This is a genomic window from Mesorhizobium sp. M0761 (assembly GCF_040320205.1).
Lineage (GTDB): Bacteria > Pseudomonadota > Alphaproteobacteria > Rhizobiales > Rhizobiaceae > Mesorhizobium.
Window position 1 is genome coordinate 328,204 of the sequence record NZ_JAMYPF010000001.1, and the last position, 25,675, is coordinate 353,878.

General features: G+C 63.1%; 22 protein-coding genes and 1 pseudogene. 7 read left to right on the forward strand and 16 right to left on the reverse strand.

Annotated elements, in window-relative coordinates:
* Positions 1–19 precede the first annotated feature (19 nt).
* Positions 20–790, forward strand: coding sequence for an isocitrate lyase/PEP mutase family protein (locus tag NKI32_RS01590; protein ID WP_023751268.1), 771 nt, complete (start codon positions 20–22; stop codon positions 788–790).
* A 1-nt stretch (position 791) separates the two neighbouring features.
* On the opposite strand, the gene NKI32_RS01595 is transcribed toward NKI32_RS01590, so the two are convergent.
* From NKI32_RS01595 to NKI32_RS01610, 4 genes are all read right to left on the reverse strand, one after another.
* Positions 792–1,847 carry a succinylglutamate desuccinylase/aspartoacylase family protein gene (locus NKI32_RS01595; protein ID WP_023695830.1) on the reverse strand — a complete coding sequence of 352 codons (1,056 nt, stop codon included), beginning with the start codon at positions 1,845–1,847 and terminating at the stop codon, positions 792–794.
* Positions 1,848–1,938: 91 nt separating this feature from the next.
* A complete protein-coding gene (locus NKI32_RS01600) occupies positions 1,939–3,117 on the reverse strand; it encodes an MFS transporter (protein ID WP_353001620.1) in 1,179 nt (392 codons plus the stop codon).
* 115 nt (positions 3,118–3,232) lie between these two features.
* Positions 3,233–4,624 (reverse strand): FAD-containing oxidoreductase, encoded by a 1,392-nt coding sequence (locus NKI32_RS01605; protein ID WP_353001621.1) that lies wholly within the window; start codon positions 4,622–4,624, stop codon positions 3,233–3,235.
* A complete protein-coding gene (locus tag NKI32_RS01610; RefSeq protein ID WP_023695827.1) occupies positions 4,621–5,082 on the reverse strand; it encodes a membrane protein in 462 nt (153 codons plus the stop codon). The genes NKI32_RS01605 and NKI32_RS01610 overlap by 4 nt, the downstream gene beginning before the upstream one ends.
* 154 nt (positions 5,083–5,236) lie before the next feature.
* Between NKI32_RS01610 and NKI32_RS01615 the strand changes: the two are divergent.
* Positions 5,237–5,793: pseudogene (locus NKI32_RS01615) on the forward strand (sugar O-acetyltransferase).
* Positions 5,794–5,808: 15 nt separating this feature from the next.
* Here NKI32_RS01615 and NKI32_RS01620 read toward each other — a convergent pair.
* Positions 5,809–6,804, reverse strand: a complete 996-nt coding sequence (locus NKI32_RS01620) for a GlxA family transcriptional regulator (protein WP_023825376.1) — start codon at positions 6,802–6,804, stop codon at positions 5,809–5,811.
* 128 nt (positions 6,805–6,932) lie between these two features.
* Between NKI32_RS01620 and NKI32_RS01625 the strand changes: the two genes are divergently transcribed.
* A complete protein-coding gene (locus NKI32_RS01625; protein WP_353001623.1) occupies positions 6,933–7,568 on the forward strand; it encodes an isochorismatase family protein in 636 nt (211 codons plus the stop codon).
* Positions 7,569–7,641: 73 nt separating this feature from the next.
* Here NKI32_RS01625 and NKI32_RS01630 read toward each other — a convergent pair whose 3' ends face one another.
* The 3 genes from NKI32_RS01630 to NKI32_RS01640 all read right to left on the reverse strand — a co-directional run bounded on the left by NKI32_RS01630 (position 7,642) and on the right by NKI32_RS01640 (position 12,079).
* Positions 7,642–9,321 carry a formate--tetrahydrofolate ligase gene (locus NKI32_RS01630; RefSeq protein WP_023683662.1) on the reverse strand — a complete coding sequence of 560 codons (1,680 nt, stop codon included), beginning with the start codon at positions 9,319–9,321 and terminating at the stop codon, positions 7,642–7,644.
* 312 nt (positions 9,322–9,633) lie between these two features.
* The gene (locus NKI32_RS01635) at positions 9,634–10,758 is read right to left on the reverse strand and encodes a DUF2333 family protein (RefSeq protein ID WP_023686165.1); all 1,125 of its coding nucleotides are present in this window, start codon (positions 10,756–10,758) and stop codon (positions 9,634–9,636) included.
* Between the two features lie 16 nt (positions 10,759–10,774).
* Positions 10,775–12,079, reverse strand: coding sequence for a DUF6638 family protein (locus tag NKI32_RS01640; protein ID WP_023825374.1), 1,305 nt, complete (start codon positions 12,077–12,079; stop codon positions 10,775–10,777).
* A gap of 127 nt (positions 12,080–12,206) precedes the next feature.
* Between NKI32_RS01640 and NKI32_RS01645 the strand changes: the two genes are divergently transcribed.
* Positions 12,207–12,344, forward strand: a complete 138-nt coding sequence (locus NKI32_RS01645; RefSeq protein ID WP_023749803.1) for a hypothetical protein — start codon at positions 12,207–12,209, stop codon at positions 12,342–12,344.
* Between the two features lie 68 nt (positions 12,345–12,412).
* On the opposite strand, the gene NKI32_RS01650 is transcribed toward NKI32_RS01645, so the two are convergent.
* The 7 genes from NKI32_RS01650 to NKI32_RS01680 all read right to left on the reverse strand — a co-directional run bounded on the left by NKI32_RS01650 (position 12,413) and on the right by NKI32_RS01680 (position 20,009).
* A complete protein-coding gene (locus NKI32_RS01650) occupies positions 12,413–14,323 on the reverse strand; it encodes an AAA family ATPase (RefSeq protein ID WP_353001625.1) in 1,911 nt (636 codons plus the stop codon).
* A 2-nt stretch (positions 14,324–14,325) separates the two neighbouring features.
* Positions 14,326–15,105: a Fic family protein gene (locus NKI32_RS01655; protein WP_352459836.1), complete on the reverse strand. Its 780-nt coding sequence runs from the start codon at positions 15,103–15,105 to the stop codon at positions 14,326–14,328.
* A 48-nt stretch (positions 15,106–15,153) separates the two neighbouring features.
* The gene (locus NKI32_RS01660; protein WP_023669989.1) at positions 15,154–16,299 is read right to left on the reverse strand and encodes a hypothetical protein; all 1,146 of its coding nucleotides are present in this window, start codon (positions 16,297–16,299) and stop codon (positions 15,154–15,156) included.
* 27 nt (positions 16,300–16,326) lie between these two features.
* Positions 16,327–17,415 carry a hypothetical protein gene (locus NKI32_RS01665; RefSeq protein WP_023669990.1) on the reverse strand — a complete coding sequence of 363 codons (1,089 nt, stop codon included), beginning with the start codon at positions 17,413–17,415 and terminating at the stop codon, positions 16,327–16,329.
* A gap of 321 nt (positions 17,416–17,736) precedes the next feature.
* Positions 17,737–18,120: a c-type cytochrome gene (locus NKI32_RS01670; protein ID WP_023737794.1), complete on the reverse strand. Its 384-nt coding sequence runs from the start codon at positions 18,118–18,120 to the stop codon at positions 17,737–17,739.
* Between the two features lie 84 nt (positions 18,121–18,204).
* Entirely contained in the window at positions 18,205–19,383 is a 1,179-nt protein-coding gene (locus tag NKI32_RS01675) for a glycosyltransferase (protein WP_352510461.1), read from the reverse strand.
* Positions 19,384–19,397: 14 nt separating this feature from the next.
* Positions 19,398–20,009, reverse strand: a complete 612-nt coding sequence (locus NKI32_RS01680; RefSeq protein WP_023683669.1) for a thymidine kinase — start codon at positions 20,007–20,009, stop codon at positions 19,398–19,400.
* 237 nt (positions 20,010–20,246) lie between these two features.
* On the opposite strand from NKI32_RS01680, the gene NKI32_RS01685 reads away from it, so the two are divergent.
* The 3 genes from NKI32_RS01685 to choV all read left to right on the forward strand — a co-directional run bounded on the left by NKI32_RS01685 (position 20,247) and on the right by choV (position 23,352).
* Positions 20,247–21,182, forward strand: coding sequence for a choline ABC transporter substrate-binding protein (locus tag NKI32_RS01685; protein WP_023686157.1), 936 nt, complete (start codon positions 20,247–20,249; stop codon positions 21,180–21,182).
* Between the two features lie 137 nt (positions 21,183–21,319).
* Entirely contained in the window at positions 21,320–22,174 is an 855-nt protein-coding gene (choW, locus tag NKI32_RS01690) for a choline ABC transporter permease subunit (protein ID WP_353001627.1), read from the forward strand.
* Positions 22,171–23,352 (forward strand): choline ABC transporter ATP-binding protein, encoded by a 1,182-nt coding sequence (choV, locus tag NKI32_RS01695; protein ID WP_023669996.1) that lies wholly within the window; start codon positions 22,171–22,173, stop codon positions 23,350–23,352. Before choW ends, choV begins: the two co-directional genes overlap by 4 nt.
* Positions 23,353–23,448: 96 nt before the next feature.
* On the opposite strand, the gene NKI32_RS01700 is transcribed toward choV, so the two are convergent.
* Complete coding sequence (locus NKI32_RS01700) at positions 23,449–25,479, reverse strand: transcriptional regulator (RefSeq protein ID WP_353001629.1); 2,031 nt, start codon at positions 25,477–25,479, stop codon at positions 23,449–23,451.
* Positions 25,480–25,675 lie beyond the last annotated feature (196 nt).

Consider the following 25,675-nt stretch of genomic DNA (forward strand, 5'->3'; position numbering starts at 1 on the left):
GAAAGACGGGAAGACAGCAATGACCGAGCAGATCGAGCGCGCACGCACGTTCCATGCCCTTCATGTCAAGGGCAACCCGATCGTTCTCTACAATGCCTGGGATCCGGGCTCGGCCAAGATCGTCGAGAGGGCGGGCGCCAAGGCGATCGCCACCGGAAGCTGGCCGGTCGCGGCTGCTTTTGGTTATGCCGATGGCGAGAAAATTCCGCTGGAGCTAGCGCTGGACAACATCAGGCGCATCGTGGCGGCAGTCGACCTGCCGGTGACCATGGACCTCGAAGGCGGCTACGGCGTCGAGCCGGAGACTGTCGCCCAGACGGTGACACGTGCCCTGCAGGCCGGCGCCATCGGTTTCAATTTCGAGGACCAGATCGTCGGCGGCGCTGGTCTGCACGACATCGCGGTACAGGTGAAGCGGATCGAGGCGGCAGCGGCGGCGGTGAAGGCTTCCGGCATTCCCGCCTACATCAACGCCCGTACCGACATTTTCCTCAAGGCCAAGCCGGATGCGCATGACAGCGTGCTGCTCGACCAGGCCATCGAGCGGGCGCACGCTTATGAAAAGTCAGGAGCTAGCGGCTTCTTTGCGCCGGGGCTCGGCGACGAGGGTCTGATCGAGGCGCTGTGCAAGGCGACGGCATTGCCGGTCAACATCATCGCGCTGGCGCATGTGCCGCCGCGCCAGCGCCTGGCCGAGCTTGGTGTCGCCCGTGTCAGCCACGGCCCGGTGCCGTACCGGCAGATGGCCGAATGGCTGGAGGCCAAGGCGCGGCTGGCGATTTCGGGTTAGCTCAGTCCTCCAGCGTGCCTGACCTCGCGTCGGCGCTCTTCTTGTCGCCGACCAGCTTCAAGAGATCCTCGCCGGCGCGGATGATGCGGCGCGAGCGGCGGGTCAGGATGACGCCGTCCTGCGGCGCCAGCACTTCGGTGCGGCCGCCGGCCTCGCCCGGTGTGTGGACGATGGTGGCGAGGCGCGCGCCCTTGGCGACGCGGTCGCCGGGCTTGACGTCGTAGAGGATGGCGCCGGCCCGGGGCGCCGGCATCATGTCGATGTTCTCCAGCGGCGCGACGAGGCCCTTGAACGCGCCGGGTGCGGGAAGGGCGGTATCGGCGATGACGCCGCGCGCCGCCAGCAGCCGGTAAAGGCCTTCGGCATCGGAACTTGCCAGCGCGCCGTCGACATCCAGCATGCCACGGTATTCTACCGTGGTGGCAACGCGGCGGTCGAGCTTCGCCACGTTGGCGGGGACGTTCTGGTAGGGCATGATCGTGGCGCCCTCGAAGGTGCCGTCGGTGTCCTCGCTCCACAACACCACGGCGTCGATACCCATGGCGGCGGCGCAATCGGCCATCGCCGGCCACAGGCTGGCGTGCACGTAGAGATAGGCAAGGCCCTCGTCGTCGCAATGCAGGTCGAGCACGATGTCGTGGCCGAGCGACAGCTGCACCAGACGGGTCTTCAATCGCTGGTCGGGGGTGCCAAGCGTGGTGTCGGGCAAAAGCTTGGCGTCCGGTGCTGCGAGCAACGGAAAGCCGCGGTTGAAATTGTTGCGGGTGCCGAGATGAAAGCGGCCCTGGTGCTCGCCGAAATGATATTGCGCGCGGCCGATCGGATTGGCCCAGGGCACGACCGTGATGCTGCCCTTGATGCGGCCTTCGGCTTCGGCCTTGTTCAGCGCCGGCATCAGCGCGTCGATGGCGACGACACCAGGCAGTTCACCGGCGTGGAGTGCTGCCTGGAGATAGGCCGAAGGTGCTGCCTTGTCGGCGCCGGCGAAGCGGAACACCGGGAATTCGTAGGAAACGCCTTCGGTATCGCCGGCGATGCGTTCGATCGATTTCTGCATGGGATGCCTCCAGGATAAGAGGCAGAACACATGCACTTTTGCCGAAGGGCTGTCGATTGGTCCAGTTCGCGCCGCCATGGGCGCAATGGAATTATTCGGCGGCGGCCGGAACCGTCGTTATCGGCGCCGATCCTTCGAGCGCCTGCGAGACAACGGCTACGCTGACCGCCAGCAGGGCCAGCACCGCGCCGACCAGCGGCAAATGAGCATAGGAAACGCCGGCCGACAGAGCCACGCCGCCGATCCAGGCGCCGCTGGCATTGCCGATATTGAATGCGCCCTGGTTGAGCGTGGCGGCGAGGTTCGGCCCTTCCGAAGCCGCTTCGACGACGCGGATCTGCAGCGGCGGCACGACGACGAAGATCAGCAGTCCCCACAAGAAGACGACGCCGATGGCGACGCTGGCGATAGCGCCGAACTGCGTGAAGCCGACAAACAGAACTGCCATCAAAAGCAGCGTGCCGATGACCGTCGGCATCAATTTCCAGTCGGCCAGCCGGCCGCCGATGATGTTGCCTATGGTCATGCCGGCGCCGAACAGCAGCAGGACCCAGGTGACCGCGGAGGTCGACAGGCCGGAGACACCGGTAAGGTAGGGCTTGATGTAGGTGAAGACGGCAAACAGGCTGGCCGAGGCCAGCGAGGCGATCAGCATGGCGAGCCAGACTTGCAGCTTGCCCAGCACGCGCAGTTCACTGCGCAGGCCGCCGCCGCTCGGTTCGGCGACATTGGATGGCACCAGCCAGGCGATGGCCGCAACAGAGATCAGGCCGATGCTAACGACGGCAAAGAAGGTGGAGCGCCAGCCGAAGGCTTCGCCAAGCGCCGTGCCGGCGGGAACGCCGAGAATGTTGGAGAGCGTCAATCCCGCGAACATCATCGCCATGGCGCTGGCGCGCTTGTTGCGCGGCACCAGGCTGGCGGCAACGACCGAGCCGATGCCGAAGAAGGCGCCATGGCCGAAGGCGGTGAAAACGCGAGCGGCCATCAGGAGCCAGTAATTGGGCGCGATGGCGCAGAGCAGATTGCCGACGACGAACATCGCCGTCAGCGCGACCAGGACCGGCTTGCGCGGCAAATGCGCGGTGGCCATGGCGACGATGGGTGCGCCGAAGACGACGCCCAGCGCATAGCCGGTGACCAGCAGGCCGGCCGAGGGGATCGACACGCCGAGATCGGCCGCAACCTCCGGCAACAGGCCCATGATGACGAATTCGGTGGTGCCGATGCAGAAGGACGCAATGGCAAGCGCAAGGATCGGCAAAGGCATGGAAAATCCAGACTGAATCGGTTCAATTCAGACTGAACGAGAAGCCTTGCCGCGCGCAATGCACATTGCTGCAACGCACCAATGCAGAAAGCGCTGAGCTTGACGCGGGGCTATGTCAGGCGAGCGGCTTCAGCTCCTGGGCGATGGTTGGCAACAGCTCCGAGACGTTGGGGTGGATATGCACGGCGCGCGCCAGCGTATCGGCCGGCGCCTTGGCGTACATCAGGTCGAGCACGCAGTGCACCGCCTCGTCGCCGCCGGGGCCGAGCACGGAGCAGCCGAGGATTTGCCTGGTGTCGGCATCGACCAGGATTTTCATGAAACCTTGCGTCTCGCCCTTTTCGATGGCGCGGCCGACGCGGGTCATTGGCCGCTGGCCGACCAGCGCCTTGCGCCCGGATTTCTTCACCGCCGCCTCGGTCATGCCGCAGCGGCCGAGCGGCGGATCGATGTAGAGCGCGTAGGCCTCGATGCGGTCGCTGACCTTGCGCGGATCGTCGTCGAGCAGATTGGCGGCGACGATCTCATAATCGTTGTAGGAGGTGTGGGTGAAGGCGCCCTTGCCGTTGCAGTCGCCCATTGCCCAGATGCCGGGCACGCTGGTGCGCAGCTGGTCGTCGACGGTGACGAAGCCGCGCAGATCGACCGCGACGCCGGCCTTATCGAGGCCGAGATCGTCGGTGTTGGGGGTGCGGCCGAGTGCCAGAAGCACATGCGAGCCGACCGCCGGCGGCTTGCCGGATGAGAAGGTCACGGCGATGTCCTTGCCCTGTTGGGCAAAGCCGATGTTGTCGGCGCCGACATGGACCGCTACGCCTTCATTCTCGAGGATCGATAGGATGGCCGCCGACACGTCCTCGTCCTCGCGGCCGGTCAGGCGCGAACTCTTCTCGATGACGGTGACTTCAGAGCCGAAGCGGCGAAACATCTGCGCGAATTCAAGAGAGATGTAGCTGCCGCCGACGACGATAAGATGGCGCGGCAAAACATCGAGATCCATCATCGAGGAGTTGGTGAGGTAGTCGACGTCGTTGACGCCCGGCAGGTCGGGCACCGAGGCGCGGCCGCCGGTGTTGAGGAAGATCTTTTCGGCGGTCAGAAGGTCGCCGCCGACACGCACGGTGTTGGCGGATTCGAAGCGGGCGTGGCCGCGATAAAGCGTGCAGCCCTTCATGCCGGCGATCCACGTCTCCAGATTGCTGCGGGAGTCGTTTGTGACCTTGTCCTTGCGCGCCTTGATCCTCTTGTAGTCCACGCCGACAGGGCCTGAGAACGTCACGCCGTAGTCCGCGGCACGCCGCGCCAGATGCGCGGCATAGGCGCTGGCGACCATGGTCTTGGTCGGCATGCAGCCGGTGTTGACGCAGGTGCCGCCGACCAGCTTGCGCTCGATCAACGCCACGCTCATGCCGGCTGACGTCAGCCGGCCGGCGAGAGGAGGGCCGGCCTGTCCGGCGCCGATGATGATGGCGTCGTATGTCTTGGCGTCTGAGGCTTGGGCAGTCATACCACCGCCGCCACGATCAGCAGTCCGCCGATGATCGCCACCGCGTCCTCGATGAGGGCGGCTGGCAAATCCTTGCCGAAGGCGGCGGCCAACCGGCCGCGCGCTTCGGCGCCGCCATAGGTGCCGATGACGGCGCCGATGGCGCCGGCAATCAGGCCGCCAATGGTGGAACCGGCGGTGGCGCCGATCACCGCGCCGCTGAAGGCGCCAAGCAGGATGCGGGCGCCGAATTGCTGCGGCACCTTGCGGCTCGGCGTCGAGGGCAGCTGGTCGGTGACCAGTTCGACGATGGCGAGGATGGTGAAGATACCGACGGCGGCCCAATGGCCCATGAAACTTGCCCAGGTGCCGGCCACCGGCAGCCAGCCGAGATACGCGCCCCAGGCGATCGCGGCCGGCGCGGTCATGGCGCGAAGACCGGCAATGACGCCGATCAGAAGTGCAAGCAAATAGAGCATGTAGATCCCCTCGAAAGCAGGCCCGGGACTGGCCCACGAGGGCAAGCTAGCATAGGTCCTGCGTTTGACGAGAGTAGGCGATGGTGCTTCTTCCATCAGTGAGCATTGTACTTTGGCAAACAGTCGAACACGACGAAGGGACGGAGTCGCTGTGATGGCCGATAGCGAACGCACAAGGATGATTGCAGGCGAATGGTACACCTGCATCGACGACGAACTGGAGGCGCTGCGGGTGATCGCGCGCGATGCGGTGTTCGAGCATAATACGATACCGCCCCAGCAACGCGGCAATATCGGTCCAGCGCTATCGGTGCTGCTCGGCAGCACGGGCGAGGGCGGCCGCATCGAGGCGCCGTTCCACTGCGCCTACGGTTTCAACATCCATCTCGGCGACGGCGCCTTCCTCAATGCCGGCTGCACCATCCTCGACACCGCGCCGGTGCGTATCGGAAGCCGGACGCTTCTCGGCCCCATGTGCAGATCTACTGCGCCGAGCACCACAAGGAGGCCGCGGGCCGTCAGTCGGGACTGGAGATTGCCCGGCCGGTCACCATCGGCAATGACGCCTGGATCGGCGGCAGCGCCATCATCCTCGGCGGCATCAGCATCGGCAATGGCGTCATAGTCGGCGCCGGCGCGGTGGTGACGCGCGACGTCCCTGACAACACCACGGTGGTCGGCAATCCGGCGCGGGCGGTCAAGCGGGGCTGAACTCGTCGTGGGCGGTCAGTATGAAGCCGTGCGTGCCATGCGCTCGTCCGGACCGGCTCGCCGCGAGAATTCACGCCGGTATTGGGCCGGTGACGTCTTGAGCCGTGCGGCGAAATGCTGGCGCAGCGAGGTGGCGCTGCCGAAGCCGGCTTCGAAGGCCACCATGTCCATCGATTTTTCCGTCGCCTCCAGCAGCCGTTGCGCCAGTTCGATGCGTTGGCCGGCCAACCATTCGCCAAAGCTGGTGCCGATCGATTTCTGGAAACGGCGGGTGAAAGTGCGCCGGGTCAGGCCCGCGGCCTCCGCGACGCGGTCGAGGTTGTGCGTTTGTCCGAGCGTTGCCCGCACCGTGTCGAGCGCCAGGGTGAAGCGGTCGGTGGCCGGGGTTTTCGCCAGCGGGCGCTCGATGAACTGCGCTTGCCCACCCTGCCGGTGCGGCGACAGCACGATGTGCCTGGCCAGCCGCAGCGCTACCTCTGCGCCATAGCGGGCGCGCACAATGTGCAGGCAGCAATCGAGCCCGGCGGCGACGCCGGCCGAGGTGACGATGTCGCCGTCGTCGACATAGAGCACGTCGGCGTCGACTTCGATGTCCGGGTATAATGTTTGCAGCCGGTCGGTGGAGGCCCAATGTGTCGTCGCACGCCGGCCCGCAAGCAGCCCGGCGGCGGCAATGGCGAAGGTGCCGAGACAGAGGCCGACGATCAGCGCACCGCGCCGGTGCGCGTGGGTGAGCGCTGCCAGGAGCGGCGGCGGAAGTGGGGCCTCGAGATCCTTCCAGCTCGGAATGATGACGATGTCGGCATCGTCGAATGCGGAAAGGCCATACGGCACCGCGATGGTCAGCCCGGCATCGGTGTGGATCGCTCCATCGTCGAGTGCGCAGACGCGAAAGTCGAAACGCGGCAGGCCAAGCTTGGTGCGGTCGGTGCCGAACACCACGCACGGCACGGAGAGGTGGAACGGGCTGATGCCGTCAAAGGCGAGAACGGCAATGATCGGATCGGTCATGAGAAGTATCCAGCAAGGAAGGGACAATTGTCCCAATTCTTTCGAATGATGTCAATCGGGACACTTTTGGCAACAGGGCGATCCGGCTAGTTTCGGCCCGTCCCATTCAAGCCTGAGAGGAAAACACCATGTCCGCCAACACCCCGCGCCGCGCGCTCATCGTCATCGATGTCCAGAACGACTATGACGGCGGCAACCTCGCCATCCAGTATCCGCCGTTCCGCGACAGCGTCGTCAATGTCGCGCGCGCCATGGATGCCGCCGCTGCGGCCGGCGTGAAGGTGGTGGTCGTCAAGCAGATGGCGCCCGAGACCTCGCCAGTCTTCGCCAAGGGCAGCCATGGCGGCGAACTGCATCCCGAGATCGCCCGGCGAAGCCGCGACCACTATGTCGAGAAGTCACTGCCTAGCGCCTTTGCCGGCACCGACCTCGAGGCGTGGCTGCGCGCCAATACCATCGATACAATAACGGTGATCGGCTACATGACGCATAATTGCGACCTGTCGAGCATCATCCACGCCGCGCATGTCGGCTTTGCGGTCGAGTTCCTGTCCGACGCCACCGGTTCGCTGCCTTACGCCAACGGCGCCGGCTACGCCTCGGCCGAGGAGATCCACCGCGTGGTGTCCATCATCCTGCAGTCGCGCTTTGCGGCCGTGCTCAAGACCGCCGAATGGATCGATTGCCTGAAGACCGGTGCTTTGCCCGAACGCGACACGCCTTATGCGTCAAACCAGCGCGCGCTGGCGCGCAACGCTGCATAGGCAATCTGCGCCCGAAAAGCAAAAGGGCGGCCAGTGGCCGCCCTTCTTGGATCTCGCAACGATCTCGAAATTTTCAGAACAGGCCTTCGATCTGGCCGGCCTCGTTGAGGAAGATCTTTTCCGAGGACGGCGCCTTGGGCAGGCCGGGCATGGTCATGACCTCACCGCAGATGACGACGACGAAGCCGGCGCCCGCCGAAAGCCTGACCTCGCGTACCGGCACGGTGTGCCCGGTCGGCGCGCCGCGCAGGTTCGGGTCGGTCGAGAAGGAATATTGGGTCTTGGCCATGCAGACCGGCAGGTGCCCGTAGCCGGCCTGCTCCCAGGCATGCAGCTGGTCGCGCACCGACTTGTCGGCGATCGCCTCGTCGCCGCGATAGATGCGCTGGACGATGGTGTTGATCTTCTCGAACAGCGGCATTGCGTCGGGATAGAGCGGCGCGAACTGCGAGGCGCCGGATTCGGCGATCTCGACGACCTTGCGCGCCAACTCCTCAATGCCGGCAGAGCCATTGGCCCAATGCTTGCACAGGATCGCCTCGGCGCCGAGCGAGGCGACGAAATCCTTCATCGCCTGGATTTCCACCTCGGTATCGGTGGTGAAATGATTGATCGCCACGATCGCAGGCACGCCGAACTGTTTCACATTCTCGATGTGGCGGCCCAGATTGAGGCAGCCCTTCTTGACTGCCTCGATGTTTTCCTTGCCGAGGTCTTCCTTCTTGACGCCGCCATTCATCTTCATGGCGCGCACGGTGGCGACGATGACGGCAGCCGCCGGCTTCAAACCCGCCTTGCGGCACTTGATGTCGAAGAATTTTTCGGCTCCGAGGTCGGCGCCGAAGCCGGCTTCGGTGACGACGTAGTCGGCGAGCTTCAGCGCCGTGGTGGTGGCGACCACCGAGTTGCAGCCATGGGCGATGTTGGCGAACGGACCGCCATGGACGAAGGCCGGGTTGTTTTCCAGCGTCTGCACCAGGTTTGGCTGCATGGCGTCCTTCAGCAGCACCGCCATGGCGCCGTCGGCCTTGAGGTCGCGGGCATAGACCGGCGTCTTGTCGCGGCGGTAGGCGACGATGATGTCGCCAAGGCGCTTTTCCAGATCCTTGAGGTCGGTGGAAAGGCACAGGATAGCCATGACTTCCGAGGCGACGGTGATGTCGAAGCCGGCCTCGCGCGGATAACCGTTGGCGACGCCGCCGAGCGAGCAGATGATTTCGCGCAGCGCCCGGTCGTTCATGTCCATGACGCGGCGCCAGGCGACGCGGCGGGTGTCGATGCCGAGCTCATTGCCCCAGTAGATGTGGTTGTCGATCAGCGCTGACAGAAGGTTGTGCGCCGTGGTGATGGCGTGGAAGTCGCCGGTGAAGTGGAGGTTCATGTCCTCCATCGGCACGACCTGCGCGTAGCCGCCGCCGGCAGCACCGCCCTTGACGCCGAAATTCGGGCCGAGCGAAGCCTCGCGGATGCAGACGATCGCCTTCTTGCCGATGCGGTTCAGACCGTCACCAAGGCCGACGGTGGTGGTCGTCTTGCCTTCGCCGGCCGGCGTCGGGTTGATGGCGGTGACGAGGATCAGCTTGCCGTCCTTGTTGCCCTTCACCGATTTGATGAATTCGGCCGAAATCTTCGCCTTGTCGTGGCCGTAGGGCAAAAGGTGCTCGGTCGGGATGCCGATCTTGGCGCCGATCTCCTGGATCTGCTTTTTCTTGGCGCCGCGCGCGATCTCGATGTCGGACTTCACTTCGGCCATGACGGCTTTCCTTCGGATTGGACGGTGGAGGGGACGGGTTTGATCTCACTCGCAGGCATGTTGAACCCGGGCGTGGGCATATTCTAGCCCTGTCGCTCCCGCGGCGTCAACTTGCATGCAACTATGTTTCCTATGAAGAAAGTGTCTCCGCGGCCGGCCGACGTGTCGCCGGTTCTTCCTGGCTCCGTTGCCGCGCCGTATAGAAGCCAGAGGACGCGACGTTCCGCCGTCTCAAAACAGCCGCCCAATGCACGGAATGCGACAGAGGCGACGGCGCAAATTCGCCATCGCTCGCCGGGAAAGCTGTGAACGCTACTGAGTCAGGACGTTGCTGATCTCGACCATGTTGGAGCGCACGCGAAGCACGTAGAAACCCATCGTCGTCAGGTGCGTCGGCATGATCCAACCATCCTCGCGGCCATTGGCGATGATGAAGGGCTGGATGCGCAGCGCCGAGACGAATTGCGCATCCATCGTGTCCCACAGATTGCCGAGATGCTTTTCCTTGATGACGTCCTCGAAGTCGGCCTGGGCGCCCTTCATCAGGCCGTAATAGGCATAGAGCTGGCCATAGGCGAACCAGAAGCGGTCATCGGCGCGGAAGTCGAACCAGCCATTGTTATGGTTTTCGGCGCGCTCCTTGAGGATCGCCGAGGTCGAACCGATGTCGGAGGAGATGCGGTCGATATACTGCTTCAGATTGTCGGCGCGGGCATCGAACGTCGCCTGGCAGCTGCCGAGGCGGGCGTTGAAGGAGCGCAGCTTGGTGACGGCATCGCGATAATAGCTCGGCGTCGGCGTCTTGGGGCCGAACGGGTTGAGGCCGAAATACCAGGTCTCCTCGTCGAACTGCAGATTGCCGCGCGCATCCTGCAGGTCGCCGTCGATCTGCGATGTGGTGCGAACACGCCCGAGATTGTCGGCAAGCTCGGTGGCGGTGCGCCGCACCGCCTGGTTGATGCCGCGCTGGAACGAGGCCTTGTTGTCCATGAACGGCGTGTTGTCCCAGTCGATGCCGAACAGGCCGAGTTTGTAGAGGATCATGGACGAGATCCAGGCATTCTGGTTGACGTTGAAGTCCGTCAGGTCGGCCGCCACCTGGGCGATGCCCGAATTGCCGCAGGTCTTGGCGGTGTCGGTGCCGGCGCCGGCGGCGACCTGTTCGCCGGCGGAAATGTTGCGGTTCTCGAAGGTGTATTTGTCGACGTAGTTGGGATCGAACTTGTTCCACCACTGGGTGGCGTAGAAGAAATTGGCGTAGAGGCCGATCAACACCAGAAGCGCGAGGCCGACCACAGCCTTCAGGATCCAGCCGCGCTGCGTATACCAGCGCCCAGCCCAGAGGAACGGCCACAGGATCGCGCCGATGACGAGGCCGATGCCGCGGCCTATCCATTGGAAGATGCGGGTGAAGAAATTCACGATCGGATCAAGCATGGCTCTCGTTCACCCCTCAGTCAGTCAGGCCGTAAAGGCGCGTGCGAAACGCCACTTTGTCTTTCAAATATGTGGTTTTCAGAACGTCCACAACATGCGACCGCCAGGCGTCGCTGTAGCCGTCATAGTCCTTGTAGAAGCCCGGCTTGTTGAAGACGTAACGCGAGACGAAGTCCTGCGGCACGAAATCCGAGATCAGCTGGTTGGTCAGCCAGGCGTCGGGATGGTCGGGCTTGCCACGCACGACCAGGAAGCGCTGTTGCGGAAACACATCCTCGATCTTGAGATGGCCGAGCTGGGCGATCTCACGCTTGGCGGCGTTGAGAAAGGGGAAATTGCCGTCCTTGGTGATCAGATCGGCATGGCCATGGATCCAGGTCTGCAGCCAGACCTTGTCGACCTCGGTCAAATTGCGGTTCGGCTCTGTGTCGCGGATGAGAGCGCGCACCACCATCTCGGCGCGATGCTCGAGATAGCCCGAGCTTTCGACCCATGACGCACGGGGCAGTTCGATGCGGCCGGTGCTGGCCAGGAACTTGAACACCTTGTCGGCATCGTTGATCGAGAGATAGCTGACCTGCCAGGGCCGCGAACGGCGAAAGCCGGGGGCGGCCGGGTCGCCGATGACGGTGGTCATATCAGGATCGACGAAGACGTAGACGCCGCCGAAATGGCTGGTCCAGTAGGCGTTGTGGCGGAAGATCACCTGGTCGGGCACCAGCGCATTCTCACGGATATCGCCGCACACCTTCGCCAGTTCCACCATACGGCTCAGCATGGTGTTGTCGCGCCAGGCATCGGGCTCCTGCTTCAGCCGGTCGACCAGCTTGCCGAGTTCGGCGGCCTTGCCCAGCACGTCCTCGGCCGAAAGCACCCTGAACTCGACCTGGCTGATCGACAGCAGATCCTCGATGTCGTTGACCAGGGGAACGGAATCCTCGATCTCGCCGTAGATGACATCCTTGATGGTCAGCGCATCGATGGCGCGCTGGTTCTTGGACATGAACTCGAACATCAGCTGCGAGGTGTTGGAAAAGGCGGTGTGCACCACCGGCAGATCGATCTGCGACGGCGTCAGGATGATGAAGCGGCGGTTGACTTCATTGGGGTCGAGATAATCGTAATCGCCGCATTCCTCGGCCACTTCGGGCGAGAAGCCGGTGCGGTCGATCTGGAAGCTCTTCAGCTTGGTGGGCTTGAGGCCAAAGGCAACAAGCGCCTTGTTGTAGCGCTGGATGAGGTGCGTCTCGTCGACGGTGAGCAAGCGACCGTAGATCAGCTCATTGTCGCGGAGAAGGTCGGGCTTTTTGGCGTGGCTCATGCAGAACGTTCCGAGTGGCGTTGCCTGTTGTGGCGAAGCGCCAACGCTGACGCCTCCCTCTCCCCGTTCTTCACGGGGAGAGGGTAAGGGTGAGGGGCAGCGCTAGCATTCAAGGACATGTCTCCCCATGGCCTTTGGCGTCAATAAATCGAAGATCATTGGTCCGGATGTGCCGATCGAGGCGCTGTTCGATAGCTGCCAGTATGGTCGTAGCGATCTCTGGTCCACGCATGCGCCGCCCCTCACCCTTACCCTCTCCCCGTGAAGGACGGGGAGAGGGGGGCGTCAGCGTTAGCGCCAAGCCTTTCAGCACCCGCGGGCAGCGAAGGAAGCTCACGCATTCCAGAGCCCCTTCTTCTTCATCTCCTCCATCTCGCGTCCCGCCCGTTCGCGCAGGCGTGCTTCGCGCAGCAGCTTCTCCACCGCGGCGTCGTCGGATTTGTCGGAATAGCGGAACTCCGAGTCGGCGTAGCGGTTGATCTCCTGCATGACCATGTCCATCGAGAACGGCCCACGCAGTTCCTCGATCATGGCTTTCTTTTCGTTGTAACCCTTGTGCATGAAGGCTTCCGGCTTCTCGAACCAGTCGTCGGGCAGCTCGATGTCCATGGCGCGCATCTTGATGGCGTCGGTGACGTTCTTGATGGCTCGGCCGGTGAAGCGCGGCTCGGCATCCTTGATCAGGTGCAGATAAGTGCCGATGTCGGCCATCGATTTCGGCGCGCCATTCTCCTTCATGTAGCGCTCATAGACCTTCATCAGCCCGTCTTCCTGAGGCTTCTCGTGCTCCTCATAGGCTTCGGTCACCGCGCGCTGGATCTCCTGCGCGGCGTAGAGCTTGTGGTCGCCGAGTGGGATCTTGTGGTTCTTGCCGGCAAGCAGGACGAAGATGTCGATATAGTCGTCGCGGCTCTGTGGGCCGTCGACCAGCCAGCGGGCGCCGGCGCGCTGGCGCAGCGCATCGTCGACATTTTCGGGATAGTTGGAAAACATGCCGAACGAGCAATTGCCGCGCACCACCGTGCCGGCGCCGGCAAAGGCGTCCATCAAGACGCCGGTGATTTCCTGTTGGCCGGCCGAGGCGCGGTCGTCGGAGCGGCGGGCCGCCACCTGGTCGATGTCGTCGACGGTGCCGAAGCCGATGACGCGTGGGTTCAAGACATTGTTGATGAACTGGCGGCAGTTCTGGCCGGATTTGCCCTGGTAGGACGAGATCTGGTCGACGCCGAAATTCTCATAGGCGAAGGGATAGCCGGCAACCTGGCAATAATTGTTGACGAGGCCGGCGATCATCTGGATCAGCGTCGTCTTGCCGGTGCCCGGCGCGCCATCGCCGATGAAGGTGAAGAGGAAGCCGCCGAGCTCGACGAACGGGTTCAGCTCGCGCTCGAAATCATAGGCCATCAGCATCTTGGCGAGCTTGACCGACTGGTATTTGGCGATGTGGTTGCCGACGACCTCTTCGGGCTTCTTGAAGGTCATCACCAGCGGCTTGGAGCGCTTGCCGGGCGCGACGTCGAAGCCGTCGAGGGTGAAATCGTCGGCGTCGATGCGGATGTGGGCGTTCTCGAACGGACCGATGCCGTCGAAGCGGCCTTTGCGGGCCAGCAGCCCATCAATGGCGACCCGTGCAAAAGCTCGCGCGCGCGTCGTCAGGTCGCCATCGTCCTTGGAGCCTGCAATCGCCTTGTCCAACCCGGCGACGATCGACTTCACCGCGTCCTGCGGCGTGTCGAACAGGAAGTCCGGTTCGGGGATATCGTTGGGCGCCTCGCCGTCGCTGTCGATCAGCTGGAACAGGTAAGAGGCGAGGCTGAAGGCTGCAACGTAAGCCGAGGCTGACAGAAGCTTCTTGAAGGTCGCCGCCTCATCGCCCTCAAGAGGCGCGCGGGTGTTCTTGGCCTGGAGGCTTTCGAGGTCGGAGCCCTCGGCGAAGACGTCGGAGATGGCGAGCGCAATCGCCAGGCCGCGGCGGGCGCGGAACAACAGCGTGTGCTGCGGGATGCTCATCAGCTGGTCGTCGGGATGGATTGCGGCGACGGTCTTGACCAGCTCGACCTCGCGTGTGCGCCGCACCGAGCCGACCGAGACGGTGGAGACGAAGCGGCGGTTGGTGCCGGCCAGCGCTGTGCCGGATTCGCGCGAGGGGTCTTCCAATACGACGACGCGGGTGATGAAGCTTTGCGCGGTTGCGCGGTGCTTTTCGATAGCCGCTTCCGGGATGGTGGTCAGGCCCGTGTCCATGGTCAGCTCCTCATAGGAATACTTTTGCTGGCCGACGAATCGCGCGCCTGGCGAGCGGCGTCGAGATACATATCCAACGTCTGGTCCAGCCTGTCGAAAAGCAACTTGTCAAAGGCGGCATGGCCGCCGCCGCGTTGATCGATCTCAAGGGCGGCAATGTAGGCCGGACGATCCTCGGGACGAATCGCTACCGGCGGATAGCCGGCCCGCGCCAGAATGAGGTTCATCAACAGACGTGCCGTACGACCATTCCCGTCGTTGAAAGGATGAATGCCGACGAACCGTCTATGCGCTTCGAAGGCGGTCTTCGGCGTGTTGCGTGCCACGCCCAGCCAATGGGAAAAAGCTTCCATGAGGGCCGGGACTTCCGTCGGCGTCGGAAAATTGTGAACACCGGCATCGGTATTCACATAGCGGGCGGTATCGGCATAGCTGCCTGCAATCTCGGGCCTGGAATTCGCGACAACCAGGTGGTGGAGGTTACGGATATCGGCCTCGATTATCGGCATGTCGCGTTGCGAGGCGATTTCCAGCACCCAATTCAGTGCTCGCGCATGATCGACTGCCTCCAGATGGTCCTTAAGGGGCTTGCCGCTGATTGTGATGCCCTTCTCGAGCACCAGGGCTGTTTCGCCGGCAGTCAGCGTGTTGCCTTCGATCGCATTGGACGTGTAGGTGATGTCGATGCGCTGGCTGTGCTCCAGACCTTCCAGCGCGCCGGCCCGGACAGTCTTCCTCAGAGCATCAAGCTGTTTCTTCTTTGCGAAGACCGCTGGCATCATCGGCCACGCCTCGGCTCAGCTTGGCGATTGGCGTCACAAGCGAGACTCTTACACATCTGAAATCACCTGCCCATTTGACAGGATGTGAACCTTGTAGCCGGAAAAGATCTTTTGAGCTTCGCCGGCGGCGTAGAGTGCTTGATAGGCTTCGTGCGGGATCAGGGCGTGGTTCTCGTAGCTCGACACACCCTGGCGCGCGGCTTCGAGATCGTCGGTGTTGATAAAGAATTCCTGCGTGGTCTTCTCGCTCGAAAACAGGCCCTTGCGGCCGGGTTTCTCGCCCTTGGAGTAGACCTCCTGGATGGTCCAGGTGAGCAGCCAGGCATTTTCCGGTTTGCGCACCTTGGCCAGCACCTCGGTCACGGTCGAATTGTTGTCCGTAATGCCTGCGGAATAAAAGGGGCCGAGCACGACGCGGCGCAGCTGCTTAGGGTGCAGCGGCTCGAAATCCTTGTCGAGATTGACCGCAATCGTTGCGGGCGAAAGCGTGTAGGCGGAATTCTTCTCGGTGAAATCGTCGAAGCGATGGGCGAGTTCGGGGTTGAGCAGGCCGTCCACCGGCAGCGGGATGTCGACCCGTTCATTGAGCTTGCCGCTGCTGTCAACGAGCTGCCGGATCATGCTTTCGGAGGAATCCTCCACCGTCACCATGTAGACCAGCGGCAGGTTGGCGCTGCCGTCGAAGCTCGCCCAGTGCACGAGGTAATAGGGGCGCCCGGTCTTTGGATTGACCGAGACCTTGGCCGTCTGCGCCAGCGAGAACGGGCCAAAAGTCTGTTCGCTCTTGACGTCCTCGAGATAGAGCCGCTCGGCCATCGACTTCTGCAGCGCTTCGGGGAATTCCTTGTGGCGCAGGATGAAGTCGGCCATTTCCTCGCGCAATTCGCCGGCCAGCGGAATGTTGGCCAGCCGCGCCTCGGCCTGGCGGCGGTCGTTTTCCAGTTCGAGCAGGTTCTGGAAGACGGGATAGCCGCTGTCGGCGCGCGAAATGCGGAACGTGTCCATGAAGCCGAGCCGGTTGCGCCAGCAGGAAAACGATTTGTCCAGCCGGGCAATGTATTCGGCGACAATCTTGGCGACGATGCCGTGCCGGTAAAGCGGCGAGCGGTCGTCGCGCATGAACACTTCGAGGCCGCTGAGTGCCGCCGTGATGGCGGAAAAATAGCGCGCCGCCGCTTCGTTTTCGGGAGTCATGCCGGTGTGCCCGCGTGCAGCCGCTCCTTACGACTGCACGTAGTTGGCCGAATTGTGCTTCTTCATCACGTCGTCGAAACGGCGGGCGAAGGCGTCGTCGGCGAGCTTCTTGCGGCGCTGGATGTCGGAGCTGGCGACCATGTTCTTCTCGTGCATTTCGAGGAGATCGCCGATGTGCTTTTGCGAGGCGGCGCCAATGCCGGCCATGGTCTCTTCGGCGGTGTTGTCAACCTGGCTGCCCAGCGTGTTGATCTTGTGGGCGACATCCTGCTGGGCGGCGGTCTTCAAGGAATCTTCCAGTGCCTTGTAGAGCACGATGCGCTGCTCGGTATCGATGGTCAGCTTGTTGATCAGCGTCGACTGCGCTGCGATCTGATTGTTGAGCGAATCGACGAAGGTCTGGAACATCGAGGTGTAGCGTTCCAGCGTCTGGCTTTCGGCCAGAAGCTCCTGCTCCTTGGCCTGCTTTTCATTGTATTCGGTCGCCAGTTTCGAGCGCTCGCCCTCAAGCTGCGTGCGCTCCTTCTGACTGGTAGAAGCGGCGATCTTGTTTTCGATGTCGAGCAGCAGCGGATTGACCTCCTCGATGCGCTTCTGCACCGCCTCGAGGTTGGTCATGGTGACCTTGCGGCGCTCGATCACCTGCGACAGGCTGTTTTCCGAGGTCTTGTAGCGCTGGTCGAGGACCTCTTTCTGCGCTTTCAGGATGCCGACGATGGTGTCGGACTTGACCAGAAGCTCCTGCAGATTGCCGGCCAGCGACATGTTGCGGACGCGGTCGGTGCGCATGCGCTGCTTGCGTTGCGCCGAGAAGACGCCGACGAAGCTTTCCCAGCCGGTGTAGTTCTTCATGCTCTCGAATTCGGTGCCGAAGACGTTGGTGGCGTCTTCCAGCCCGATGATCAGGTCGGCAATGTTGCCTTCCATCACCTTCTGCTGCTTCAGCACGTCCTCGATGCGGGCATTCTCGATGTCGAAATTGGCGTCGCCGATCTTCTTGTCGGCGGTGGCCAGCGTATCAAGCACCGTGCCCGACTGCTCGATCTTGGAGCGCATGTCCTGCACGACCTGCCTGGTCTTGGCAATTTCGGCATCGAAATTCTGCAATGTCGCCATAGGGGCCTCCCGCTTCGGCTTCCGGTCGCTGGCTGCGAACAGCGGCGAATATATGTGGGGTATCAGGGGATTGAAAGACGCAAGACAAGACCCGCCCCGAAAACAAAAAAATGCCTGGTCGTCTTGAAAGGCAATGAAGGCGGGGTCATGGCGTGATTAACCAGCCGGCCAAGTATTGTTCAATTGTCATTGAACTTTGACGGCTGCGAAGAAGTCGATCTCGGACAGTGTGGGTGTGCTGAATTCGACAGAGGGCTCAATGAGTTGCAAGCGCGAGACAGCTGGCGGAAGCCGTCGCCATCACGCTACGCATCGCGCCGTTCAAGGCTTCGGATCGGCCTTCAGATAGGCGATGACGTTGGCGATGTCCTCGTCGCTGCTCAGGCCGGAGAAGCCCATCCTGTTGCCGGGTACTTTCAGCTTGGGAGCGCCGAGATAGGCTTTGAGGTTGGCTTCGTCCCAGACCAGGCCGGCCGCGCCGGCGTCCTTCATGGCCTGCGAATAGTTGAAATTCTGGGCGGTGCCGGCGGTGCGGCCGACGATACCGAGGAGATGCGGGCCGACCTTGTCGCGGTCGCTTGCCGCCTCGTGACAGGCCATGCAGCGGTAGAATACTTTCTTGCCAAGTGCTGCATCGCCGTCGGCCTGCGCGGCGAGGATACCGGCCAAGTAAATGACAAGGGCTGATGAAATGGCTCGAAGCATGGCGGTTCCCGGCTGGCTCTTGCTGAGGGCAAAATAGGCAGCAGGCCTTAACAAACGCCGTATGCCGGTGGATAGCAGCCGGGCTCAGTCCGTGCGCGGGATCGCCGCGACCGCCTGCTTGACCTGCTTTTCAATCGCCGCCGACGAATGATTGTCGCGCACGAAAGCGCGGCCGATCTCCGCCATCTCGGCGGCCGCTTGCGGGCGTGTCGCGAGATCGATGATTTTCAATGCCAACTTGCCGGCATCGTCGCTGGACAGGAAATGCCTGCCCGCCTGCAGGCCAAGCCCTTCGACGGCCTTTTCGGTGGCGGCGACGACAAGGCCCGCCGCCATCGCCTCCAGCACCTTGATGCGGGTTCCGCCGCCGAAGCGCAGCGGGATCGGCGCATAGCCGGCACGCCCAAGCAATTCCGGCAGATGCGGTGGGTTCTCGATCAACCGCAGACCATGCCTGGTGCATAGACCGCGCACGACATCGCGCGGGTTTCTGCCGGCGACGGTGATCGACCAGGGCCGGCCGGAGGCGGCGAGGCACGGCGCCATCGCGCGGCCGATCTGCTTGACGGCGTCGATGTTGGGGAAATAGCCGAGATGCCCGATGAAGCACAGGCTGAGCTCACTGAAGCGCTCGGCAGCAATCGGCAGGGAAAGCACGCTCTCGTCTGGAATGGGGTTGGCGACGAACCTGACGTCGTTGACGGGGCCGAGAGCGGACAGAAGCGCTTCGTCGGCCCGCGAACAAACCCAGACCTGGTCGGCCAGGGCAGCCGCACACCTGTCGGCTTCGCGCGCCTCTGCCTTCCTTCGCCTGTTTTGGCGCCAGTCTCGAATTTGCTGCCACAGCGTCAGGCCGGCGATCCGGTCGGACACCGTCCGGGAATCAATGTTGTGCTGGTCAAGGACGGTGCGCGCGCGATGCTTCGGCGCCAGCGTCAGCAGCTGCGAAAGCACGATCTCCTCGATCACCACGAGATCGGGCGCGAACTCCCTCCAGATGGCGTCGGCTTCGGCCAGCTCGTCGTCCGGCATCATATGCACGGTCGGGTGCGGGCTGCGCCTGCCCCAGGGCGCCCTGCCGCGCGCTGCCTCGATGATCCGGTGACGGATGTTCGGCGGTGTGGAGGGTGCCGGGGCGCCAGTCAGGCTTACCGTCAGGACCTCGCCCATCGATGCCAGGGCGCGTGCATTGGCGGCGTTCCGGATCTCTCCGCCGGAGACCGGCGGAAACGGGCAATCAACTGTGAACTGCAGAATTTTCATGTTGTCCCGGCCGTTCAGCCTCTGGTGAAGCCAATGAAATCGTCGGGCGCGGCGCGGCCCATTTCCTCTTCCCAGTGGCGGCGGCAGAGCGAGATATAGACGTCCTTGCCGATCGCCACCTGTTCGCCTTGTCTGGCCACCTTGCCGTCAGCGCCGAGACGCACGACCATCGTCGCCTTGCGGCCGCAGCGGCAGATGGTGCGCACTTCGCGCAGATCGTCTGCGATGGCCAGAAGCGCTCGCGAACCGGAAAACAGATTGCCCTGGAAATCGGTGCGCAGGCCGTAGCACATCACAGGGATGTTCAGCCGGTCGGCGATACGGGCGAGCTGCCAGACCTGCTCTTCCTCGAGAAATTGCGCCTCGTCGACAAAGATGCAATGCACCGTCGTATGTTCGTGATGCTCGGCGACGCGAGCGTAGAGATCGTCGCCGTCGCGGAACATCTCGGCCTCCGTCTCCAGGCCGATGCGCGACGAGATCAGCCCGGTGTCGCCCTTTCTGTAGTGGCCGGCGACGAACAGCATCGTCGTCATACCGCGTTCGCGATAATTGTAGGACGCCTGCAGCAGCATTGTCGTTTTGCCGGCATTCATCGTCGCATAGTGGAAGTAGAGCTTGGCCATGCCGTCCTTTTAAGCCGAGTTGGCGCGGCGCGGGGAGAGGGCACCGCTGCATTTCATGGGAAAAGCCGTCTGCAATCCAAAAAGCGGCGGGCGTGTCGCTGTTTGGCCAGTCCGCGCCGTTGATCGTGATTGTCTTAGCGCTTGAAACCACACCAGAATGGTGTTTGGCTGACGAAACAAGGCGGGCAGAGAAACCGTAACTACGCTTCGCCAAAGAATCACAATGGGAGACTGCCAATGTCGCGTATGAACACCTTCGTCGCCGGTCTCGGCCTGGCGACTTTTCTGTCCACGAGCGCTGCACTTGCCGGCGATCCGGAGAGCTGCAAGGCGGTGCGCCTTTCCGATGTCGGCTGGACCGACATCCAGGCAACCACCGGCGTCGCTTCGGTGCTGCTCACCGCGCTCGGCTACGAGCCGCAGACGATCCAGCTATCGGTACCGGTGACCATGGCGTCGCTGAAAAACAAGGATCTCGACGTCTTCCTCGGCAACTGGATGCCGTCGATGACTAACGACATCAAGGACTACACCGCCGATGGTTCGGTCGAGACGATCGGCACCAACCTGACCGGCGCCGGCTACGGCATCGTCGTACCGACCTATGTCGCGGAGGCCGGCGTCAAGTCGCTGACCGACATCGGCAAGTTCAAGGACAAGTTCAACGGCAAGATTTACGGCATCGAGGCGGGCAATGACGGCAACCGCATCATCCTCGACATGATCAAGAACCCGAAGGACAATCTCGAAGGCTTCGAGCTGGTCGAGTCCTCGGAAGCCGGCATGCTGACGCAGGCCGAGCAGTCGATCAAGAACAATGAGTGGATTGCCTTCCTCGGCTGGACGCCGCATCCGGTGATGGGCGCCATGAAGCTCACCTATCTCGACGGCATGGGCGACAGCGGCTTCGGCGCCGCCACCGTCTACACCAATGTGCGCAAGGGCTACACCACCGAATGCCCGAATGCCGGCAAGTTCATCGCCAACCTGAAGTTCAACCTGGATATGGAAGGCGAGATGATGGACGCGATCCTGAAGGGCGGCGACGCCAACACGGTCGCTGCCGACTGGCTGAAGAAGCACCCTGACGCGGTTGCGCCGTGGATTGCCGGCGTCACCACCTTCGATGGCGGTGATGCGGCAGCGGCGGTCAAGACCGCGCTCGGAAGCTGAGCCGACTGAATTCGGCAAAGCCGAACCAGGAAGGGCAGCCAATCTAGAAAAGGCTGCCCTTTTTCATATCCTGTGAGAAGATGACCTAACGACAGCGGAGGCCGGAAGCAGGCGGTCTCTCGCATGAGAGGGGCGATATGGATCCGATTTCGAAATTCATGGTCGATCACAAGATACCGATCGGCGCCTGGGGAAAGGCGTTCTTCGGTTTCCTCACCGACAATTTCGACACCGTGTTCAGGGCCTTCTCGAATGGCCTCAATTTCTTGCTCGACGGGCTGGTTGGCATCCTTTTGATGGTGCCGCCGGTGCTGCTGGCGCTGATCATCGCCATCATCGCCTGGCTGCTGCAGCGCTCGCGCCCGCTGGCCATAGGCGTCTTTCTCGGCCTGATCTTCATCATCAACCAGAACCTCTGGAAGCAGACGGTGCAGACGCTGGTGCTGGTCGTGGCCGCCGCCGCCATGGCGATGGCCATCGGCGTGCCGCTCGGCATCTGGGCCGCGCACAATCCGAAGGTCTACCGCATCATGCTGCCGGTGCTCGACCTGATGCAGACGCTGCCGACCTTCGTCTACCTGATCCCGGTCCTGACCCTGTTCGGTCTCGGCAACGCGCCCGGCCTCATCGTCACCATCATCTTCGTCATCCCGACCGCGGTCCGGCTCACCCATCTCGGCGTCGTCTCGGTGCCGAAGTCGATCATCGAGGCCGGCGAGGCGTTTGGCGCCACCAAGCAGCAGCTGCTGTGGAAGGTCGAATTGCCCTCAGCGCTGCCGACCATCATGGCCGGGCTGACGCAATCGATCATGCTGTCGCTGTCGATGGTGGTGTTTGCAGCACTCATCGGCGCCGGCGGCCTCGGCACTGAAATCAACCGCGCGCTCGGCTCGCGCCGCATCGATCTCGGGCTCGAGGCGGGCCTGGCGATTGTCGTACTCGCCATCGTGCTCGACCGGATGACGCGTATCGGCGTTGGAGGCAAGAAATGACCGTCGCCGTCGATTTCAAAAATGTCGATATCGTCTTCGGGTCCGACCAGGCCGGTTCGCTGGCGCTGATCGATGGCGGCGCCACGCGCGCCGAAATCCTTGAAAAGACCGGCAATGTGCTGGGTTGCGCCGGCGCCAGCCTGACCGTGCATGAGGGCGAAATCTCGGTGCTGATGGGCCTGTCCGGCTCGGGCAAGTCGACGCTGCTGCGGGCGGTCAACCGGCTCAACGTGGTGTCGCGCGGCCAGGTGCTGGTCAAGGACGGCGACAATATCGTCGATGTCGTGACCTGCGATCAGGCGACGCTGCGGCGGCTGCGCCAGAAGCAGGTGGCGATGGTGTTCCAGCAGTTCGGCCTGCTGCCCTGGCGTACGGTGGAGGAGAATGTCGGCCTCGGCCTCGAACTCGCCGGCGTGCCGGAGCAAGAGCGCAAGGAGCGCGTGCAACGCCAGCTGAAACTGGTCAATCTCGACCAGTGGTCGAAGAAATACGCGCATGAGCTGTCCGGCGGCATGCAGCAGCGCGTCGGCCTGGCCCGTGCCTTCGCCACCGAGGCGCCGATCCTGCTGATGGACGAGCCGTTCTCGGCGCTCGATCCGCTGATCCGCACCAAGCTGCAGGACGAATTGCTGCAGCTGCAGGCGGAGCTGAAGAAGACCATCATCTTCGTCAGCCATGATCTGGAAGAGGCGCTGAAGATCGGCACCCACATCACCATCATGGAGGGCGGTCGCATCGTGCAGACCGGGGCGCCGGAAGACATCGTGCTCAAGCCCGCCAATGACTATGTCCGCGACTTCATCGCCAATGTGAATCCGTTGTCCGTGCTGACCGCCTGGAACGTCATGCGCGACAGCCGCGACCTCGAGCACGGCGATAATGGCTGGGTGTGGCTCGACCGGCGCAAGACGACGCGCTTTAAGATCGACGAGCACGGGCTGGTGGCGGCGGCGGAACGCGACGGCAAACCGGCGGTATGGGTTTCATGCGCCGATGTCGAGGCGCAGCCGGAGGAGACGGCGCAGGTGTTCTGGGCCAACCCCGGCACGTCGCTGAAGACGGTGATGCTGGCCATGCACCGCTCGCAGACGGCACCCGTGGCGCTGTTCGACGACCAGTCGCGCTTTGTCGGCGCGATCGGGATACGCGATGTGCTGAGCGCGGTGTTGCGGCGCTAGATCATGATGAGATTTGGTTGAAATCTCATCATGATCTAACCCTTTGTTGGAGCATGATCTTTTCCAAAAACGGTACCCACTTTTTGGGATCATGCTCTAAGCCAGCCCGATGCGCGTGGCGCCGAGCTTGAACAGGGCTGTGGCATCCCGGTCGAAGCGGAAGGTGTCGATGAAGTCGTCGGCTCGGTAATCCGGAAGCGTCTTGCGGATGGCGGCGGCGAAGTTTTTCGCCTCGTCCAGCCGCCCAGCCAACGCCAGGCAGTGGGCGGCGATCGACAGGATGATGACATGTGCGTTGGGGCGGGCGGCCGCCTTCAGCGCCCATTCGGCCGCCTCGTCGAACTGGCCGAGGCGGACATGCGCCATGGCGCGTGCGCCCAGCATGCCGAACAGCATCGGGTCGAACGGCGACAGATGGCGCGAATGATCCGACGATCCGATCGCCGCGTGCGGGTCGCCCGACTGCGAATGCACGAAGGACAGCGCATAGTGGCCAAGCGCGAAGTTCGGGCTGAGGTCGACGGCTCTTTGCAGTTCTAGCACGGACGCATCACCCTCGCCGCGCAGCCACAGCGCCCGGCCCATCGCCCAGTGCGCGGCGGGATTATGATCGTCGACCAAAACGCTCTGGCCGGCCGCCTCAAAGGCAAGCACGCTGTCCTGGTCGCGGTCGCCCCAGCGCTGGAAGGCGCTCTGCCAATGGGTGAAGGACAGGCCGGCATAGGCGCGGGTAAAGGTCGGATCCTGCCTGACAGCAATGTCGAAGAAATGCCGTGCGAGGTCGTTCTCGCTGCGGGTGAAGCGATACATGTGCCAGAGGCCGCGATGGTAGGCCTCCCAGGCGTTAAGTGAATTGGGCGCTTTCAGCATGGCGCGGTTGCGCTCGACCATCTCTATCTCGGATGAGACAGAGGCCACGATGCTGTTGCCGATATCGTCGAGGACAATGAAGATGTCCTCGGCCTTGCGCTCGAAGGTCTCGGCCCAGACGATCCTGGCCGTGCGAACCTCGACAAGCTCGACAGTGACGATCAGGCGACCCGTCGCGCTGCGCACCGTGCCGGTGGCGACATAGTCGACATTCAGCCTTCGGCCGGCATCTTCCGGCGCGATGTTCCTTTCCGCCAGCGCAAAGACCGAGCCCCGGGCGATGACAAAGAAGTCCCTGAGCTTGGCGAGGCGGGTAATGATGTCGTGGGTCAAGCCATCGGCCAGCCCGCCACGAACGCCGCTACCGGCGTCTTCGGCAAATGGCATCACGGCCAGCGAAGCCTTGTGCGGCGTCGCGGCTTCTGAACCGGCAAGCATGACTGACGCCTGGTTCGGCCCGGGCGGAGCTGCCGGTTGTGCCGGCAAAATCGCGCAGGGCCGTTCGCTGCGGATGGACAGCCACGCCTCGCGCACCGGGCCGAAATCCAGCTCTTCCGACTGGAACAACTGCGCCGCAGCGGCAAGATGGTCTTCGCAGGCGCCGAACTGGCCGCGCCGCGCCAGCCTCACCAGGAGTGCGACATGGGCGCTGCTGTCGAACGGGGTCAGTTCCAGCCATTTTTCGAGATGGGCGGAGACGGCTTCGGAATCGGCCGGCAGCGTCTTGACCAAATGTTCCAGTATAGCAGCTTGGCAGGAACCGAAACGGCGGCGCTGCGCGGTCAGCCAGCTGTTGAAGAGAGGGCTGCGGTCGATCTCCAGCCCTTCGAGGAAGTCGCCGACGAACAGGTCGGAGAGCAACTGCAGTCGCGTCGGCTCGAGCGTTTCGATGCCTGCGGCAGCCGCCGCCGCGACATCCAGAACGTCGACTGAGATGCCGTCGAGATCGAGCGCGATCGTATCGCCCGATGTTTCGATCCTGCGGCGGCCCGGTTCGTCGAGCGCGGCCCGCAGCTTGCTCAGGCACCAGCGCAGCTCACCCCTGGGATCATTTGGAACATCCCACAGCAACTCGCAGAGCTTGCCACGTCCGACCGGATGGGGCGCCAGCGCCAGATAGGCCAGCAGCGCGCGCAGCTTGCGCGATGCCGGCAAGACCACCGGGACGCCGTCGCGCGCAATTGTCGGCGGCCCAAACAGGCGCACGACAACACCTTGATGGCTGCTCGCCAGGCTCGATTCCACGCCAGATACCACGCCTGCTCCCACGCTGACCTGCCGGCCCCTGCTTTACCACCGAGCACGACAAAGTGCACCCGGCTGGCAAAATTTGTGCGCCGAATGTGGTGTTTACCACACTGCCGCACGTCAAGGACCTGTAGTGCGGCAAGGTGTCGAAATCTCGCCGCTCAAACCGCCGGTGTGTAACCGGCCCGTGAGCAAGAACCAGGAG